Genomic DNA, 15,078 nt, shown 5'->3' with positions numbered 1-15,078 from the left:
CCCCTATGGAAAACCGGCTCAAGAACAAGAAGACGAACACCACCGAGGTGTGGACCGCGATCCAGCACCTCCAGAAGGCGATCGCCGCCGGGGGCGTCGACCCGAAGCTGCTCGCACTGGTCCACCTGCGCGCCAGCCAGATCAACAGCTGCTCGGCGTGCGTCTACGCCAGTGTCGCCGGCGGGAAGAAGGCCGGTGACACCGACGAGCGGCTGCACAACGTCGCAGCGTGGCGCGAGGCGCCGTTCTACACCGACGCGGAACGCGCGGCACTGGCGCTGGCCGAGGCCGCCACCCGGTTGCAGGACGGTGCGCCGGGCGTCACCGACGAGATCTGGGAAGAGGTCAATGCCCACTTCACCGAGGAGCAGATCGGCGCGATCAACCTGGAGATCGCGCTGACCAACTTCTTCAACCGGATCAACCGCACGATCAAGGAACCGGCCGGCAAGTCCTGGGGCTGAGCCCAGCTTGGCTCTTACCTCTGAGGCTTCGCCAGCGAAATGATCTCCGGGTGGCCGCGAGGCCGGGCAGTCGTGAAGCCCCTGGAGGAATGGTCTGCGTGCACTGCCTGCCCGGGACTCCGGGGTCTCGCAGGCCACCGGCTACCGCTACCTCCATGAGGGCATCGGTGTGCCGGCCGCCCAAGCACTCGATCTGCACGCGGTGTTGGGTTTTTTGCCTCGCCGAGGGGATGACACACGTGGTGCTGTACGGCACGCGCATCGCCGCGACCGGCTGCCCGGGGTCCGGGGTCCGGGGTCCGGGGTCCGGGACAACGACAACGACCGGTGGTTCTCCCGGAAAGGGCTCCTGGACATCAGCTGTCCGCGATAGGGATGCGCTGGGTGTAGAAGTCCCGTCGCGGCTGCTGTGGACGGTCACTCAATTTCCCCGGATAGTCCCGCAGTTGCCCAGACACCCGTGTGTCGTGTCCGTCGAAGACGGTTGTCAGTGACGTCTGCCAGCATGCACAGATGCCCTCAACTAGCCATCCGTTCGCCACCCCTGACGATCCACCGCGCGCCCACCTTCTGGAACTGATCGGCGCTGTCGAACCGTGGGACGAACTGGAACGCACTCATCGGGAGACCGCTACGCAGTGGATTTGCAGCGGAGCCCCGGTCTGGCGGGTGCGCAAGCCGGATGTTCCCGCGATGCATTTGGTGAGCTACTTCGTCGTCCTGGACGACACGCTCGGGCAGCTGCTGCTCGTCGCGCACCGCAAGGCAGGCCTGTGGCTGCCGGCCGGAGGACACGTCGAGCCGGGTGAGAGCCCGTGGGCCGCGGTGGTCCGCGAATGCCGGGAGGAGCTGGGGATCGAGGCCGTGGCATCACCGATCACCGGCGAGCTCCCTCACTTCCTCACCGTGACCCGGACCCGTGGGCAGCGCTCACACACCGACGTCTCGCTCTGGCACCTCCTCGCGGCCGACGCGGACACCATCACCTCCTACGACCACGGCGAGTTCGACGGCATTCGGTGGCTGACCGACGAGCAGGTACTCAAGGAGCCGGCTGGGGTGCTCGACCCCCACATGCACCGCTTCACACACAAGCTGCGAGGAATCCGGCGCCGCACTTGATCGGGGTACCGCTCGCGGACAGACTGCTCTCCATGGGATCAGTAGGCATGGCCACCGGGGCGCAGATCGGGAACCGGCGATGAGTGCCAGCCTGCCCTTCTTTCGTTGTCACCCGGATCCGCTGGCAAGCGGGTCCATCCGCGAGGCCGCCGAGACGTGCGCCTGCTGCAAGCGCAACAGGGGATGGATCTACACGGCCACGTTCTACACCGCACACGAGGTCAACGGACGTTTCTGCCCGTGGTGTATCGCAGACGGGAGCGCGGCTGAACGCTTCGCGGGTGAATTCGCTGACTCTTACGGGCTCGACGGTGTCAGCGAGGGCGTCTTACACGAGGTCACCCGCCGCACCCCTGGCTTCCACGCCTGGCAGGATCCGCACTGGCTCGTCCACTGCCAGGACGCGGCCGCCTTCGTGCGCGAAGTCGGATACACCGAGCTGGCGGCGCACGTTGAAGCCCGCGACCAGCCGCGGACCGACATGCGCCTCGACGGCCGGCACGACGAAAACCAGCTTGAGCACGTCCTGGCCAACCTGGGCGACGGGGCGACCGCCATGCTCTTCCGCTGCACCGTCTGCGGCACCCATCTCGCCTACGCCGACGCACCCTAGAAGTCGTCTGCCTGGGCGAGTCGTCGGCAGCAGATGAGAGTGCAGGCGTTGCTGGTGAAGGCAAGGAAGTGGGTCGCCTTGCCTTCGTAGCGCCGGTACGGACGTCGGCATCCGCCGAGCCAGGCCATGGTTCGTTCGATGGTCCAGCGGTGCCGACCCGGCCGCTGGCTGGAGTCTGTGCCCTTGCGTCCGATCCGGGGCGTGATCCCGCGGCTGCGTAACCATCGTTGCAAGTGGTTGGAGTCGTAGCACTTGTCGCTGTGGAGCTTGCCGGGCCTGCGTCGCCGTCGGCCGCGCCGGGACCGGATCGGCGGTATTCACTGCATCAGCGGGATGAGGGCCTGGCTGTCGCGGGCGCCCGTCGGCTCAACCGGAAGGCAGCCGCTGACTCGGCCCGGGATCAGTTCTGTGCTTGAGCTTGCACATGGGAAACCGCTCGGTTTACAGTGAGGCCAAGTGGAAACCGATCGGTTTCTCGTGAGTTCGGGAGTGCATGATGACGACAAATCGGCCGGTGGCCCTCGTGACGGGCGCGTCCTCCGGTATCGGCAAGGAGGCGGCGCTCGCACTGGTCGCGGCAGGTTTCGAGGTGGCCGGCACGGGTCGTGACACCTCACGGGTCGCTCCGCTCGGCGGGGTGACGTTCTTCGACCTCGACGTCGTCAGTGACAAGTCGGTCACCGCAGCGGTCCAGCAGGTGATCGACCGGTTCGGGCGGATCGACGTCCTGGTCAACAACGCCGGCATCGGCTCGATAGGTGCGGCCGAGGAAACCTCCGTCGCGCAGGCCGAGGGCGTCTTCGACATCAACGTCTTCGGAGTCATGCGCATGGTGAAGGAGGTCCTGCCGCACATGCGCGCCCAGGGACGAGGGCGGATCATCAACCTCTCATCCGTGCAGGGGTTCATCCCCGCTCCCTACATGGCCGTCTACGGCGCGTCCAAGCACGCTATCGAGGGCTACTCCCAGTCCCTGGACCACGAGGTCCGGGAATACGGCGTGCGGTCGCTCCTCGTCGAACCCGCCTACACCAGGACCGGCTTCGAGGCCAACAGCGCGAAGCCCGACACGCCCCTGCCGGTCTACGCGGATCAGCGGCACATCTTCGACCGCCTGATGACAGAGGCGATCAAGGGCGGCGACGACCCCGCCGTGGTCGCCAAGGCGATCGTCACGGCAGCGACCGACAAGAAGCCGAAGCCGCGCTACACCGCCGGTCCCATGGCCGGACGCGCACGCATGCTCCGCTTCGTTCCCGCCTGGGTCCTGGACAAGCAGATCCGCTCGATGAACAAGCTGGCCGGCTGACATCCCCCGTCACCCGCACCCCGTCACCCGCAAACGCGTTCGCGCCGTTGATACCGGGAGAGACCCATGTCCGAGACCCCTCACTCCGCCGCCGCTACCATCGCGAGCTGGCGCGCCGCCTCAGAACGCGGTGACGTCGACGCCGCGGTCGCGTGCCTGAGCCGGGACGTCGTGCTCAGCTCGCCGCTCACCGAGCAGTTCCGCTTCGAGGGACCCGACCAACTGCGCTCCTTCCTGACCTCGGCGTTCACCGCGGTCCAGGACATCCGCTTCCACACCCAGACCGGCGAGAACGACGCGTACGCGCTGTTCTACCGGGCGCGGGTGGCATCCCAGCCGTTCGAGGAGGCGCAACTGCTGCGGCTCGACGACGAGGCACGCATCAAGGAGATCACCCTCTTCGGGCGTCCGATGCCGGCCCTCACGGCCCTGATGATCAGCGCCGGGTCGGAACTCGCCCGGAGGCAGGGCCGCCGGGGCGTCGCGGCGCTCATGCGCGCCAGCGCCACGCCCGTGCACGCGATGGTCACCTTCGGAGACCGCCGCCTGGTCCCGCTGACCCGGCCGGCAGCCCGGCCGACCTGAGAGAACCTGGGCTCCGGCTCGCCCTGACCACACGGCCGAGGCCGGCTCCCGACAACTGCTGCTGGAGGCGCCGTCCTCCACCGGCCACAGCAGCGTCCGGCCGATCCCCCCACGCAGCGAGGTGACGCGCAACTCACCACGTCCTCCAGCGGCTTGACCCAGTGGAGACGCTCCCCTTGAAACGGCGTAGGTTTCTTACGGCGACCCTTTCATGGTCGGCCCGGCCGGCGGCGAGCCCACGTACTGCGATTCCGGTTCCGACGGCATCGCTCTGAGCGCCGACGGCACACGCCTCCACTACTGCCCGCTGTCCAGCCGCCGCCTGCACAGCGTGTCCACCGACACCCTCGCCGACCCGGACGCCACGGACACCGAGGGGGCCGCGACCGTCGAGGACCTCGGGTTCAAGTCGATGGCCGACGGCCTGGAGAGCGACGACAAGGGACGGCTCCACGGCGGACACCTCGAACACAACGCGATCTGGTGCAGAAGTCCGAACGGCACCTACCTGACCCTCGCCCAAGGGAGCGACCTGATCTGGGTCGACACCCTGTTCGTCGCCTCGGACCGGCACCTGTACGCCATCGCCAACCAGCTCAACCGGCTGTCCCCCTTCCACGAGGGCCAGGACCTGCGCCGTAAGCCCTACCTGCTGGTCCGTCTGCCGATCGACGCCGGACCGGTCAGGCTCGTATGACCTCACCGCCCAACACGCTGAGAGCGTGAAACTGGCCAGTGTCCCCGATGGACCGTCCCCCGTCCAGGCAGTGCGTCGTGTCATGGGTCGGATCCACCCTTGCCGCTGAGGTTCCTCGCGGCGACGGCCGCGCTCCGCGGGCGCCCGGCCGTCGCTCAGCACTCCAGCACCAACCGCTCTCCTTCCGGTGCACGCGAGACGCAGGGCAGCATGGCGCCGGCCGCACGTTCGGTGGCGGTGAGCCGGCGGTCACGGTGATCGACACGGCCGTGGGCCACCCGTACCCGGCAGGTGCCGCAAAACCCCTGGCGGCAGGAGAACGGCAGGTCCGGCAGGGCCTCGTGGAGAACATCCAGCGCGGAGCGGTCGTACGGCACCGGCAGAACCCGTCCGGTGTCGCCCAGTTGCAGTTCGAAGGGACGGCCGTCCGTGATCGGGGCCGGGGCGAAACGCTCGAAGTGCAGGGCTGACGCGCGGCTGCCGGCGAACGCGCGCCGGACGCCGTCGATCATGGGCGCGGGCCCGCAGCAGTACACCGCACCCGCCGCCGGGCTCGAACTCAACAGATCGGTTGCTTCGGGCACGCCGGACTCGTCGTCAGGACGGATGCAGACCCGGCCAGGGGCTGCGGCTGCGAGTTCGGCCAGCTCTGCCGCGAAGGGCATCGAGCCGCGGCTGCGGCCGGTGTGCACGAGCCTCCAGTCCAGCCCGCGTCGGGCGGCTTCCCGGGCCATCGGCAGGATCGGGGTGATGCCGATGCCGCCCGCGATGAGCAGGACGAATGCTTCGGCGGCGAAGGGAAAGGCGTTCCGGGGTCCGGTGACAGCGACCCGCATACCGTCTCCGAGGGCGTCGTGCACCTCGGCCGAACCGCCTCTGCCGTCGGCGATGCGGCGCACCGCGATGCGGTACTGGTACCGCTCGGCGGGGTCGCCGCACAGCGAGTACTGCCGCTTGCGGCCGGAGGGCAGGCGCAGTTCGATGTGGGCGCCGGGCTGCCAGGGCGGGAGTACTCCCCCGCCGGGTGCTGCCAGCCGCAGGGAGACGACATCCTCGGCCTCCTGGTGCCTGGCGGCGACCACCAGTTCCCGGATCACGGGCGTCTCGGTGACCGGCGGGCGCCTGGGAGGAGTGCCGCGCCGCGCGAGGCTCGAGACCGCATGGTCGCTGAAGGCCGCCAGCTTCCGCATGAAGGAGTCGCCGCGGGGCCTAACGTACAGATCCGGCGGCATGGTGACGGGTGTGACCATGTCCGTGGGCGGCCTCACGGGTTGCCGGGTCATCGGGCAGCCGCTCGGGCAGCGGGGGACGCCGCCAGGTAGGCGACCGCCTGCTGGGTCGAGCCCTCCTGGGTGGGGTGGTAGCCGGGGCGGAAGTAGCGCAGCACCGAGCGGGCGAACGAGCCCGGTGGGGGCAACAGGTCCTTGCGGGCCGCGGCCAGGTAGTCGCGGAAGCGGACCTCGACCCGGTCGTCGAGTTCGGGGTCGGTGCTCATCAGGAAGCGGACTCCGCGGATCCACAGCCGGGTCAGCACCGGAGCGGTGACGAGCATGCCGACCACTCGGCGCCGGTACCGGGGATCGAGGTGCACCAGCAGGTCGAACGCCACCGAACGGTGTTCGACCTCCTCCGCGCCGTGCCAGCGGAACAGATCGAGCATCGCGGGGTCCGCGCCGGCTTGGTCCAGGTGCCCGTTGCCGAGAATCCAGTGCCCCATGTACGCGGTGAAGTGCTCGAAGGCCGCGATGAGGGCGAGCCGTTGGAGGAGGTGGGCGTGTGCGGCGGCGGGCGTCAGCTCCGGCCGGTCTCCGAGCACCCTTCGGAAGATCCATTCGGACTGCAGGGTGTACGGAGCCGGGTCCAGCCCCTTGGCGAGCAGGTGCTCCAGGACCCCCTGATGTGCCTCGGCGTGCATGGCTTCCTGGCCGATGAAGCCGCGTACGTCCTCGCGCAGCCGGTCATCGGTGATCAGTGGCAGTGCCTGCTCGAAGGTGCGCACGAACCAGCGTTCGAGCTCGGGGAGCATGAGGTGGAGCACATCGAAGGTGTGGGTCGCGAAGGGCTCACCCGGCAGCCAGTGCAGCGGGGTGTCGCCCCAGTCGAAGGTGACGTCACGGGGTTGCAGCACCAGGTCGTGGTGGTCGAGGGGCTCGGACGGACGTGGCGGGTGGGCATGTGCGTGTGCGGCTCGGAACATGACAGGTTCCTCCTCCGTCGGCGATCGGTGGGTACGAAGGGGCGGTCAGGCAGTCGTCGTGCACTACTGCCTATGTGTTGGGCTGTCAGATCGGGTGCGCGGTGTGGTCCGGATCGCGGCGGGAGCCGTCTTCGACGCGGTCGGCGAATTCCGCGATGCGGGACGCGATCTCCTCGGGGTGGCTGAGCTGTACCCAGTGCCCGGCGTCGATCGGTCGCCGTTGTATCCGGCGCGTCCAGTGCTCCACTCCGTACGACAGCACCGGGGTGACGCAGAAGTCCCGGGTGGGGATGATGAGCTGGACCGGGACGGTGGTCGGCCGGTCCCTGGGACGCAGCAGGCGGGGCAGCATGTTGGCGCGGTACAGCGCGGTGCCGGCAACGGCGTCGCGGGCGATTGTCGGCGCGGGGTAGGGGGTGTGCCCGGGCACACCTTGGGAGCCGGTGAGGAAGGCGCCCCAGCGGTGTCCCAGTGCCCTCCAGGTCAGGGCGGGCAGGAGCGGAAGATGGAAGTAGGCGATGTACCAGGACCGTGCGGCCTGCCTCAGCAGCTTCGGCAGATCCGGATGCCGCGGTCGGAGGCGGGCCCGGAGCAGGTGGCCGACGTGGTCCAGGCAGGGTCCGGAGATGGACGTGAACGAGGCGATCCGCCCGGCCAGGCGGGTGCCGGTGACCGACTCCCAGGAGTGGATCGATCCCCAGTCGTGTCCGACCAGGTGCACCGGGCGGTCGGGGCTCACGGCGTCGAGAACCGCTTCCAGGTCGGCTTCCAGGCGGGACATCCGGTAGGCGCGTAGCCCCCTGGGCCGGTGGGAGGCACCGGCTCCCCGCACGTCGAAGGCGGTGACGTGGAAGCGGTCGGCCAGGCGCTCGGCGACCGGGCGCCACACGGCGCTGGTGTCCGGATAGCCGTGGACCAGCACCACCGGAGGAGCCGTGGACGCTCCCCATTGGTAGGCGGCCAACTCCACGCCGTCCGCGGCGATCCGGCGGGCGGCCGGGCCGGTCATCGGCCACGACCGGCAGGGGTCAGCTCGCCGTAGTGGAGACCGCCGTGGAGGAAGCTGGGCAGCACCGGCCACTGCCGCTTGAAGGGGGCCAGCTCCGAGGAGGGCAGGATCTGCAACCAGCGCGGATCACGCCGGCTGGGGTCGGCGAGGGTCTTCTCCTTGACCATGGAGTCGTACTGGTCGAGCGAGTCCTCCAGGGTGTTGGCGTTGGGCACCACCTCATGGCCGTAAAACGCGGCGTGGCGGCGCACCCCGGGGATGCGGGAGAGCTCGGGCTGCCAGTTGTCGGCCGAGATGCCGTTCTCGGAGGAGACCCACACCCCGTCGGGGGTGTTCAGGACCAGGGAGTGGTTGCCGTCCGTGTGGCCGGGGGTCCACAACAGGCTGACGCCGACGCCGAGTTCGACATCGCCGTCGAAGGCGGTGACGCGCTCGGCCGGTACCCCGTCCATGCCTCCGTCGACGTACCAGGCCCACTGCATCGGATGCGTCGACTCGAAGGTGCCCAGCTCCCTGCGGTGCACCAGCAGCCGGGCGCGCGGGAACAGTGCTTCGCGGGGTGCCCGTTCGCCCGGAATCGTGCGGGTACTTCCCATGATCATGCGCACGTCCTGGACGTGCAGGTGGTCGAAGCTGACGAAGTCCACGTCCTCGGGTCGCAGACCGCAGGAGGGCAGGACGGTGTTCGGGTCGTGGTAGTAGCGGGTGAAGACGTGCTCGGTGAGAAAGTCCCCGGCCAGCCGCTTGAGCTGGGCGTAGAACGGCGCTTGAGCCGTTCCGGCGGCGACGGTCGGCTCCCACACCAGTGTTTTCGGCTCACCGTCGAAGCCGTCGAACTGCACGACGAGCATCCGGTTGACGATGCTCACGAACGGGTTGACCGCGAGCGCGGCGCCATGGAAGCCGAACCGGGTCGGGTACGGGGCGGCGGCGATGTCGAAGCTGCGGACGGCGTGGATACGGCCCTGCTGGACGAACCGCTCACGGTAGGCGGCCGCGGCGCTGCGCACGGCTCGCAGCCGGTCACCGCGGGGCCATACGTCGTGGACGCCTTCGAATTCGGGGATCGGACGTGGAGCGGCGGCGTCCTGGGCCTTCTTCGCGCTGGGCGCCGGCTTGGGCGTGGTGGCCACGGGCTCATCCTTCGGGTAAGCGGGCGGTCCGGGTGCGCTGCTCGTAGGCCGCGCGGACCGACCGGTCGGACAGGGCGGCGAGTTGGTCGGGGACGAAGAGGTGATGCAGGGCGTCGCGGGCTCGGCCCGGCAGCAGCGCGGCCAGCCGGGTCAGGCCGGCTACCTGTCGTGGAACGAAGACCTCGAACCGCGGGCGCAGCACGACGTCGAGCACCGCGTCGGCCACCTGATCGGTCGTCAGGCGCCGGGTGGGGCCGGTCGCGGTGCCCACGGCCAGCTCGGTGTCCACGACGGCGGGCATCACCAGGGACACCTGCACGCCGGTGCCGCGCAGTTCGGTGCGGACGGCTGTGCTGTAGCCGTGGACGGCGTGCTTCGTCGCCGCGTAGGTGGCCTCGCCGGCCGGGGCGATCTTGCTGGCGGCGGAGGCGATGTTCACCACGTGTCCTCGACCGCGTTTCCGCATCCCCGGGATCACGAGTTTCATCCCGCGCAGTACGCCGTGGACGTTGACGTCGAACTGGCGCAGGGCGGCTTCCTCCGGTTCCTCCGCGAAGGGGCCCACCCACATGATTCCGGCGTTGTTGATCAGTACGTCGATCGGCCCCAGCTCGGTCTCGACGGTGCGCAGGAAGTCTTCGAAGGAGGGTGTGTCGGTGACGTCGAGAGACAGCCCGAGCAGTCGGCCACCGGGACGCGCGCCGATGGCACCGGCCGTCTCCGTGGCGAGCTCCGCGTCGAGATCGCCGATCGCCACGGCGGCTCCCGCCGCGGCGAGCCGGGCCGCGACGGCACGCCCGATTCCCCGGCCGGCCCCGGTGACCGCGATCACCCGTCCGGTCAGCGGTTCTGTGCGGGGGAACCTGTCGCGGCCGCGGTCTTTCCGGCTGAACGTGTACGGGTACCTGGGCGGTGCTGCCACGGTCGAGCCCCTTTCCTTGCCCTGAGCATGAGCGGAACGCTGAGCGGCAAGGGGCCTCCCCGCGTTTCTGACACGATGCTGTGTCAGATGATGTGACAAGCTAGAGTGTCAGTTCAGAGCACACCGGTGTCAACACCTCTGCGAAGGCCAGAACATGACCGGCACACAGTCCGCCGGGCGGCGCTACGGCGGACGCGATGCGGCGCAACGACAGCAGGAGCGCCGCACCCGCCTCGTCCAGGCGGGCCTCGACCTGTTCGGCACGGCCGGATACGCCTCGGTCTCCGTCAAGCAGGTGTGTTCGCACGCCGGACTGACCGAGCGCTACTTCTACGAGTCGTTCCGCGACCGCGAGGACCTTCTCGCCGGGGTCTACAACGAGCTGATCACTACGATCCAAGCCGAGACCGCGCAGGCAGCAGCCGCTGCCGCACCCGATGTCGACGCCCAACTGCGCGCCGGCCTCGACGTGTTCATCCGCGCACTGGCCGGCGACGCCCGCATGGCCCGCCTGGTACTCATCGAGGTCGTGGGCGCCAGCCCCCGCCTCGAAGTGCGCCGCCGTGAGGTCCTGCACGAGTTCGCCGCACTGATCGCCGCCGTCGTCGGACCGCTCCCCGGCCCGGAATCCTCCTCCAACCGGCTCACCATGACGGCGATGACCCTGGTCGGCGGAGTCAACGAACTCCTCGTGGACTGGACACTCGGCCACCAGAAGGCCACCGTCGAAGAACTGATCGACCTGTGCCACACCCTGTTCACCGCGGCCTGCCGAACCATCAGCGATCAGCCCTGATCACGCAGGCCCGGTTCGGCGACGATCACCCGTGGCGCCGCACCCGTGTTCTTCAGCAGGCGGCGGAAGTGCCTCGCCGCGGCGGTCCCGCCGGTTCCGTACGAGGATGTCGAGCAGCATCCCGTCCTGGTCGACGGCCCGACAGAGGTACTTCCAGTCACCGTGGGCTGGGGCTGCCTGCAGCACAGCGCGTCGGCGTAGGCCGGGCCGAACTTCACACACCAGCGGCGGCGCGTCTCGTAGGAGACGACACACCGCGCTCGAGCATCGATTTTCGGCATCCTCCATGGCGTGCCGCACAGGAGCAACCGCACGATGACGCAGAGGGTGGCGCGCTGGTGGCCCACGACACGATCGGTTCTCGCGTGGTGGGCGATTGTCATGCTCGTCGTGGCTGCTGGGCAAGGTTCTCGGTCAGCCTGCGGGGCTCGCCCGGTGCGCTGCGTCCGCGGCATTGCTGGTCGCGATCAGGGAGGCCGGCGACTGGCTGCGGCGGCGGTGGAATGCGCGCCTTCGTACGGCACCACGGCGGCAGGATCGCGGAGGAGAACCGCTTGCGCTCGCCGGTCTCGGCGTCGATGCGCTTGTCGTTCACCCACGGGGCCTTCACCTGGTCAGCGCCGGCCACAGTGTGACCTTCCGGGGCTGGTGGTAGACGTTGCGGACCACGAGTAGGCGCCCGTTCTCGTCGCGCTGATCGGCGAACTCGGCTGTGTGAGCGTTGACTTCGTCCTCCAGCGCGGCCGGCATCCGTCGCGCGGACGATCTCGTCGATCAGAGAGGAGCCGGACCGAACACCCTGGACACGCAACGGTCGAGGAGATTCCCGAAGGCTTGCGGTGAAACCACATCCGGGGCAGGGAGCACACCGGCGTCATCGACGCTCGCAATGAAGTCCACATCGGCCCAGCCGCCGCGGAACAGCACCACACAGAGCTCGGTCTCTGCCAGCCCCGTGATACGGACGCCGATTGAATCGGGATCCTCCACTCGCGAGCGGTCCGTCTCGAGCCGCTGAGGCCAAGAAGCCGCTTCGTCACGCCAACCGACAGGCGCGACAGCCAATCCTGCGGACTCCCACCCACGTCGACGCTCTGCAATTTCGACGACCGCTTGATCAAGATCGATGACTCTCTCCACAGTCCGATTATCGATCACGCCGAGGCTGAGGGCCATTGCTTACGGCTCGAGCAGACACCGGACCTCGCCCCAGGCCAGGTAGTGTCCGTCCAACGGGCAGCAGATGTTCACTACTTCGGGACGCAGTCCCGAGGACACCGCGTTCGAACTGCTCACAAGCTGCGGCAGCACCTTTTACCAGGTACTCACTGGCGGTACGCGGCTGTCGCGATCTCGACGAACGATCGGATCAACGGGTTGGTGTCACCCTCGTTCCATACCGCCACCACGCGACTTGGCGCCATGTCGATCAGCGGCACCACGGCCAGTTCCGCGGGCAGGTCGTGCCCGAGCGGGGCCAGGCCGACTGTGCCGTTCCACAGCACGGCCTGCAGGCATTCCTGGACGACGCGCACCACTGGGCCCTCGCGCGGCTTGCCGCCGTTCCAGTACGACTGCCAGATCGGGTCGGTCCCCTGTGGGAACTGGAACCAGCGGCGCTCTTTCAGGTCGGCCAGCTGCAGCCTGCCGCGGCGGGCCAGCGGATCGTCGGCGCGCAGGACCACGCCCACCGGATCGGCACGCAGCTCACGCACCGTCAGGGCGGTCTCGGCAAACGGCGCCCGAGTCAGGGCGACGTCGACCATTCCGGCGCGCAGCCCGCAGGTGGGGTCGGTCAGGTCTGTGTCGCGGATGCGGATGTCGATGCCGGGGTGGCTTCGACGGTAAGCGGCGGCCAGCCTGGTCGCTCCCGGGTCAGTGCTGTCGCCCAGGATGCCGACGGTGATGGTCGCGACGCCGGCCGCCGCGCTCACGCGTACGCGGACGCGGTCGGCCTGGTCAAGCAGGGCCCGCGCCTCATCGAGCAGCACTGCGCCCACAGCCGTGAGTGTGACGCCCACTGGCGAACGAGCGAACAGCAGGGCGCCGATCTCGGTCTCCAACTGCTTGATCGCCCGGCTCAACGGCGGCTGGCTCATGTGCAGTCGAGTGGCGGCCCGGCCGAAGTGGAGTTCCTCAGCGACCGCCACGAAGTAACGCAGGGTACGTAGCTCCACGCTGCAACGATACCCATACGGCATCGGCGTTGCGGAACGGGTCTTGGACAGCCGCGGCGCCCTGGCGGTGCACTCGGAGCATGACCGAAGAAGCGAAGACCAGCGCACCGCAGCCCGACCCCGCCGTATCGGTGGTCGGTCCCGACGACGGCGAAACGATCGTCATAGGCACCACGCGCATGCGCGTCCTCGAAGACGGCAGCCATACCGGGCACCGCCTCGCCATCACCGAATCCGTTCTCGCCCCGCACACCCCGGGCCCGCCGCAGCACCGGCACGCCCAGCACGACGAGGGCTTCTACATCGTCTCCGGCACGGTGCGGTTCATCGTCGGGGACAAGGGTTACGACGCCACCAAGGGCACGCTCGTGATGGTCCCGCCCGGCGCCCCACACACCTTCGCCAACATCACCGACCAACCCGCCGTCATCCTCAGCACTTTCACCCCGGACCTGTACGTGCAGTACTTCCGAGACCTCCAGAACGTGATCGCCGGCGGCCGGCCGCTGACGCCACAGGCCGGCGCCCACGCGATGAGCCGCTACGCGACCGAGCCCGTCACCAACCTCCGCTGAAGCCGGCGAGACGACACCGCCCGGCCGTCCTCCACCTGCCCAGCGCAGCGGGGCGCCCACCTTTCAACCTCCGGTCACTCAGACCATGGCTCCTGCCTTCTCCAGGAGTTGCCCTGGAATTCGACGGGTCATCTGCAACCGGTGACCGTGGATGGGAATCATGAACATCGCGTACTGGATCGTCGCCGGACTGCTCGCCCTCTTCTACCTCTACGCAGGCGCGGCGAAGCTTTTCCGTAGCCGAGATCAACTCCGCCCGATGATGGCCTGGGTCGATCGCATGCCCCTGCCCGCCGTGCGGGCGCTGGGGACGGTCGAAACACTCGGCGCGGCCGGACTGATCCTTCCACCCCTGACCGCCATCGCACCCTGGCTGGCACTCGCCGCGGCCATCGGGTTCGTGCTCCTGCAGATCGGTGCGATCGCCGTCCACCTGACCGGCGAAGACCGCCGGATCACACTCAACGTCGGGCTCATCGCCACTGCGGCCGTGACTATCTGGCTGGCCATCCCCTGGCTGTGATCGAGCACACTTCCTAGGTGACGCTTACACCTGCTGTCGCTACTCGCGTTCTGGCTCAGTTCCGTGCAGCAGTGACTGAGAGTTGCGTGCCAGGAGGCGGCTGTCTCGCTGATCAGAACCGGATTTGATCCGGCCCTGCGAGGTTAGGGTGCTGATTCACGACGCGAGGAGAGCTGAGTGCACGACAGACCGCGGGTGGAGGAAGCCCTCCATCTCCTGTGTGCCGAGCTGGAGGCCGGGCGATCGACGAAGACCGAGTTGACCACTCGAGCTGCATGGCTGGCCTTCATGCGATTCGGGCGGCAGCGCTTTGCCACGGCTCCCACACCGGACTCAGACGGCTTGCTCTTCCAGTACGGCACGTACGCCTTCGGCGGGCGACCGATGTTCACTGTGGACCTCACGCGACAGTTCGACATCAGTGACACCGACGGTGAGCACGACCACTACGTACAGGTTCACTGCGAACTCCGCTACGAGTGCGAACCCGCCCTGGACGCCCTGGGAGGCTTCGACTCCTGGTTCTTTCACGACGCCGACGCCGATGCGCACCTCGACGAGTGGCACGCCGCCATGGAGGAGCACCTCGAACTGTTGCTTGCTCGTGCGCCCTCCGAGATCGACGTGTACGAGGAGCCGGTATAGGTCGTCCGTCATGCACGCAGGACCTGATGACTGGGAGATCGAAGCCGGCTCGGCCGAACAGCTGACGCTCGAGCATCTTGATTCCGTTGACGTGGCATTCGACGACACCGGAGTTCCAGGGCGGAGTGAGAGCCGGTGTCCTCGCGGCCACGGCGAGCCGGACGGGTCCGCAGCCGGGGCGGGCTCCGATTCCGACTCGGGAGCAGCAAGGACGAGGACGCGCAGGCAGTGGCGGTGCCGGGCAACGCTTCGTTCGGCGGCATCGCTGATGTTTGTGCCAGAGATGCCATCGGTCCGCGACCTGGATCGCC

At 68.6% G+C, this 15,078-nt stretch carries 17 protein-coding genes and 3 pseudogenes; 10 read left to right on the top strand and 10 right to left on the bottom strand.

Going from position 1 to position 15,078, the window contains the following annotated elements; genetic code table 11:
- The first annotated feature begins 5 nt into the window (after positions 1–5).
- From ACZ5XS_RS24105 to ACZ5XS_RS24095, 3 genes are all read left to right on the top strand, one after another.
- Positions 6–464, top strand: coding sequence for a carboxymuconolactone decarboxylase family protein (locus ACZ5XS_RS24105; RefSeq protein WP_468654466.1), 459 nt, complete (start codon positions 6–8; stop codon positions 462–464).
- Between the two features lie 513 nt (positions 465–977).
- A complete protein-coding gene (locus ACZ5XS_RS24100) occupies positions 978–1,586 on the top strand; it encodes an NUDIX domain-containing protein (RefSeq protein ID WP_468654464.1) in 609 nt (202 codons plus the stop codon).
- Between the two features lie 79 nt (positions 1,587–1,665).
- Entirely contained in the window at positions 1,666–2,199 is a 534-nt protein-coding gene (locus ACZ5XS_RS24095; protein WP_468654462.1) for a CbrC family protein, read from the top strand.
- Here the strand turns inward: ACZ5XS_RS24095 and ACZ5XS_RS24090 are convergent.
- Positions 2,196–2,552, bottom strand: a pseudogene (locus ACZ5XS_RS24090) (transposase); the annotation flags it as partial. The gene ACZ5XS_RS24095 and the pseudogene ACZ5XS_RS24090 overlap by 4 nt on opposite strands.
- 143 nt (positions 2,553–2,695) lie before the next feature.
- On the opposite strand from ACZ5XS_RS24090, the gene ACZ5XS_RS24085 reads away from it, so the two are divergent.
- From ACZ5XS_RS24085 to ACZ5XS_RS24075, 3 genes are all read left to right on the top strand, one after another.
- On the top strand, positions 2,696–3,508 hold the full coding sequence (locus ACZ5XS_RS24085; RefSeq protein ID WP_468654612.1) for an oxidoreductase: 813 nt from the start codon (positions 2,696–2,698) through the stop codon (positions 3,506–3,508).
- Positions 3,509–3,574: 66 nt separating this feature from the next.
- Positions 3,575–4,093: a nuclear transport factor 2 family protein gene (locus tag ACZ5XS_RS24080; protein WP_468654460.1), complete on the top strand. Its 519-nt coding sequence runs from the start codon at positions 3,575–3,577 to the stop codon at positions 4,091–4,093.
- Positions 4,094–4,304: 211 nt separating this feature from the next.
- Entirely contained in the window at positions 4,305–4,790 is a 486-nt protein-coding gene (locus tag ACZ5XS_RS24075; protein ID WP_468654458.1) for an L-dopachrome tautomerase-related protein, read from the top strand.
- 155 nt (positions 4,791–4,945) lie between these two features.
- Here the strand turns inward: ACZ5XS_RS24075 and ACZ5XS_RS24070 are convergent, their stop codons facing one another.
- From ACZ5XS_RS24070 to ACZ5XS_RS24050, 5 genes are all read right to left on the bottom strand, one after another.
- Positions 4,946–6,058 (bottom strand): PDR/VanB family oxidoreductase, encoded by a 1,113-nt coding sequence (locus tag ACZ5XS_RS24070; protein WP_468654456.1) that lies wholly within the window; start codon positions 6,056–6,058, stop codon positions 4,946–4,948.
- Between the two features lie 11 nt (positions 6,059–6,069).
- Positions 6,070–6,987, bottom strand: coding sequence for a metal-dependent hydrolase (locus ACZ5XS_RS24065; RefSeq protein WP_468654454.1), 918 nt, complete (start codon positions 6,985–6,987; stop codon positions 6,070–6,072).
- A gap of 85 nt (positions 6,988–7,072) precedes the next feature.
- Entirely contained in the window at positions 7,073–7,996 is a 924-nt protein-coding gene (locus tag ACZ5XS_RS24060) for an alpha/beta fold hydrolase (RefSeq protein ID WP_468654452.1), read from the bottom strand.
- Entirely contained in the window at positions 7,993–9,129 is a 1,137-nt protein-coding gene (locus ACZ5XS_RS24055) for an MBL fold metallo-hydrolase (protein ID WP_468654450.1), read from the bottom strand. The genes ACZ5XS_RS24060 and ACZ5XS_RS24055 overlap by 4 nt, the downstream gene beginning before the upstream one ends.
- A gap of 4 nt (positions 9,130–9,133) precedes the next feature.
- A complete protein-coding gene (locus ACZ5XS_RS24050) occupies positions 9,134–10,051 on the bottom strand; it encodes an SDR family oxidoreductase (RefSeq protein ID WP_468654448.1) in 918 nt (305 codons plus the stop codon).
- Between the two features lie 154 nt (positions 10,052–10,205).
- Here ACZ5XS_RS24050 and ACZ5XS_RS24045 point away from each other — a divergent pair, with 154 nt between their 5' ends.
- Positions 10,206–10,847: a TetR/AcrR family transcriptional regulator gene (locus ACZ5XS_RS24045; protein WP_468654446.1), complete on the top strand. Its 642-nt coding sequence runs from the start codon at positions 10,206–10,208 to the stop codon at positions 10,845–10,847.
- On the opposite strand, the pseudogene ACZ5XS_RS24040 reads toward ACZ5XS_RS24045, so the two are convergent.
- The 4 genes and pseudogenes from ACZ5XS_RS24040 to ACZ5XS_RS24025 form a co-directional block, all read right to left on the bottom strand.
- Positions 10,841–11,115 (bottom strand): annotated as a pseudogene (locus ACZ5XS_RS24040) (DDE-type integrase/transposase/recombinase); the annotation flags it as partial. The gene ACZ5XS_RS24045 and the pseudogene ACZ5XS_RS24040 overlap by 7 nt on opposite strands.
- A gap of 249 nt (positions 11,116–11,364) precedes the next feature.
- Positions 11,365–11,615, bottom strand: a pseudogene (locus tag ACZ5XS_RS24035) (IS256 family transposase); the annotation flags it as partial.
- 6 nt (positions 11,616–11,621) lie between these two features.
- Positions 11,622–12,023 carry a hypothetical protein gene (locus ACZ5XS_RS24030; protein WP_468654444.1) on the bottom strand — a complete coding sequence of 134 codons (402 nt, stop codon included), beginning with the start codon at positions 12,021–12,023 and terminating at the stop codon, positions 11,622–11,624.
- Between the two features lie 149 nt (positions 12,024–12,172).
- Entirely contained in the window at positions 12,173–13,048 is an 876-nt protein-coding gene (locus ACZ5XS_RS24025; RefSeq protein ID WP_468654610.1) for a LysR family transcriptional regulator, read from the bottom strand.
- 56 nt (positions 13,049–13,104) lie between these two features.
- On the opposite strand from ACZ5XS_RS24025, the gene ACZ5XS_RS24020 reads away from it, so the two are divergent.
- From ACZ5XS_RS24020 to ACZ5XS_RS24010, 3 genes are all read left to right on the top strand, one after another.
- Entirely contained in the window at positions 13,105–13,599 is a 495-nt protein-coding gene (locus tag ACZ5XS_RS24020; protein WP_468654442.1) for a cupin domain-containing protein, read from the top strand.
- A 160-nt stretch (positions 13,600–13,759) separates the two neighbouring features.
- Positions 13,760–14,122: a DoxX family protein gene (locus ACZ5XS_RS24015; RefSeq protein WP_468654440.1), complete on the top strand. Its 363-nt coding sequence runs from the start codon at positions 13,760–13,762 to the stop codon at positions 14,120–14,122.
- A 177-nt stretch (positions 14,123–14,299) separates the two neighbouring features.
- Positions 14,300–14,767, top strand: coding sequence for a hypothetical protein (locus ACZ5XS_RS24010; protein WP_468654438.1), 468 nt, complete (start codon positions 14,300–14,302; stop codon positions 14,765–14,767).
- The last annotated feature ends 311 nt before the right edge of the window (positions 14,768–15,078 follow it).

Source organism: Streptomyces sp. NPDC033131 (assembly GCF_055578365.1).
Note: the sequence above shows the minus strand (reverse complement) of the source record. Positions and strands in the feature narration are given on the sequence as shown.

Coding starts and splice junctions, on each gene's coding strand:
- ACZ5XS_RS24105 (WP_468654466.1), top strand. CDS start 6: ATGGAAAACCGGCTCAAGAACAAGAAGACGAACACCACCGAGGTGTGG.
- ACZ5XS_RS24020 (WP_468654442.1), top strand. CDS start 13,105: ATGACCGAAGAAGCGAAGACCAGCGCACCGCAGCCCGACCCCGCCGTA.
- ACZ5XS_RS24025 (WP_468654610.1), bottom strand. CDS start 13,048: ATGCCGTATGGGTATCGTTGCAGCGTGGAGCTACGTACCCTGCGTTAC.
- ACZ5XS_RS24075 (WP_468654458.1), top strand. CDS start 4,305: ATGGTCGGCCCGGCCGGCGGCGAGCCCACGTACTGCGATTCCGGTTCC.
- ACZ5XS_RS24100 (WP_468654464.1), top strand. CDS start 978: ATGCCCTCAACTAGCCATCCGTTCGCCACCCCTGACGATCCACCGCGC.
- ACZ5XS_RS24095 (WP_468654462.1), top strand. CDS start 1,666: ATGAGTGCCAGCCTGCCCTTCTTTCGTTGTCACCCGGATCCGCTGGCA.
- ACZ5XS_RS24060 (WP_468654452.1), bottom strand. CDS start 7,996: ATGACCGGCCCGGCCGCCCGCCGGATCGCCGCGGACGGCGTGGAGTTG.
- ACZ5XS_RS24080 (WP_468654460.1), top strand. CDS start 3,575: ATGTCCGAGACCCCTCACTCCGCCGCCGCTACCATCGCGAGCTGGCGC.
- ACZ5XS_RS24045 (WP_468654446.1), top strand. CDS start 10,206: ATGACCGGCACACAGTCCGCCGGGCGGCGCTACGGCGGACGCGATGCG.
- ACZ5XS_RS24085 (WP_468654612.1), top strand. CDS start 2,696: ATGACGACAAATCGGCCGGTGGCCCTCGTGACGGGCGCGTCCTCCGGT.
- ACZ5XS_RS24015 (WP_468654440.1), top strand. CDS start 13,760: ATGAACATCGCGTACTGGATCGTCGCCGGACTGCTCGCCCTCTTCTAC.
- ACZ5XS_RS24065 (WP_468654454.1), bottom strand. CDS start 6,987: ATGTTCCGAGCCGCACACGCACATGCCCACCCGCCACGTCCGTCCGAG.
- ACZ5XS_RS24030 (WP_468654444.1), bottom strand. CDS start 12,023: ATGGCCCTCAGCCTCGGCGTGATCGATAATCGGACTGTGGAGAGAGTC.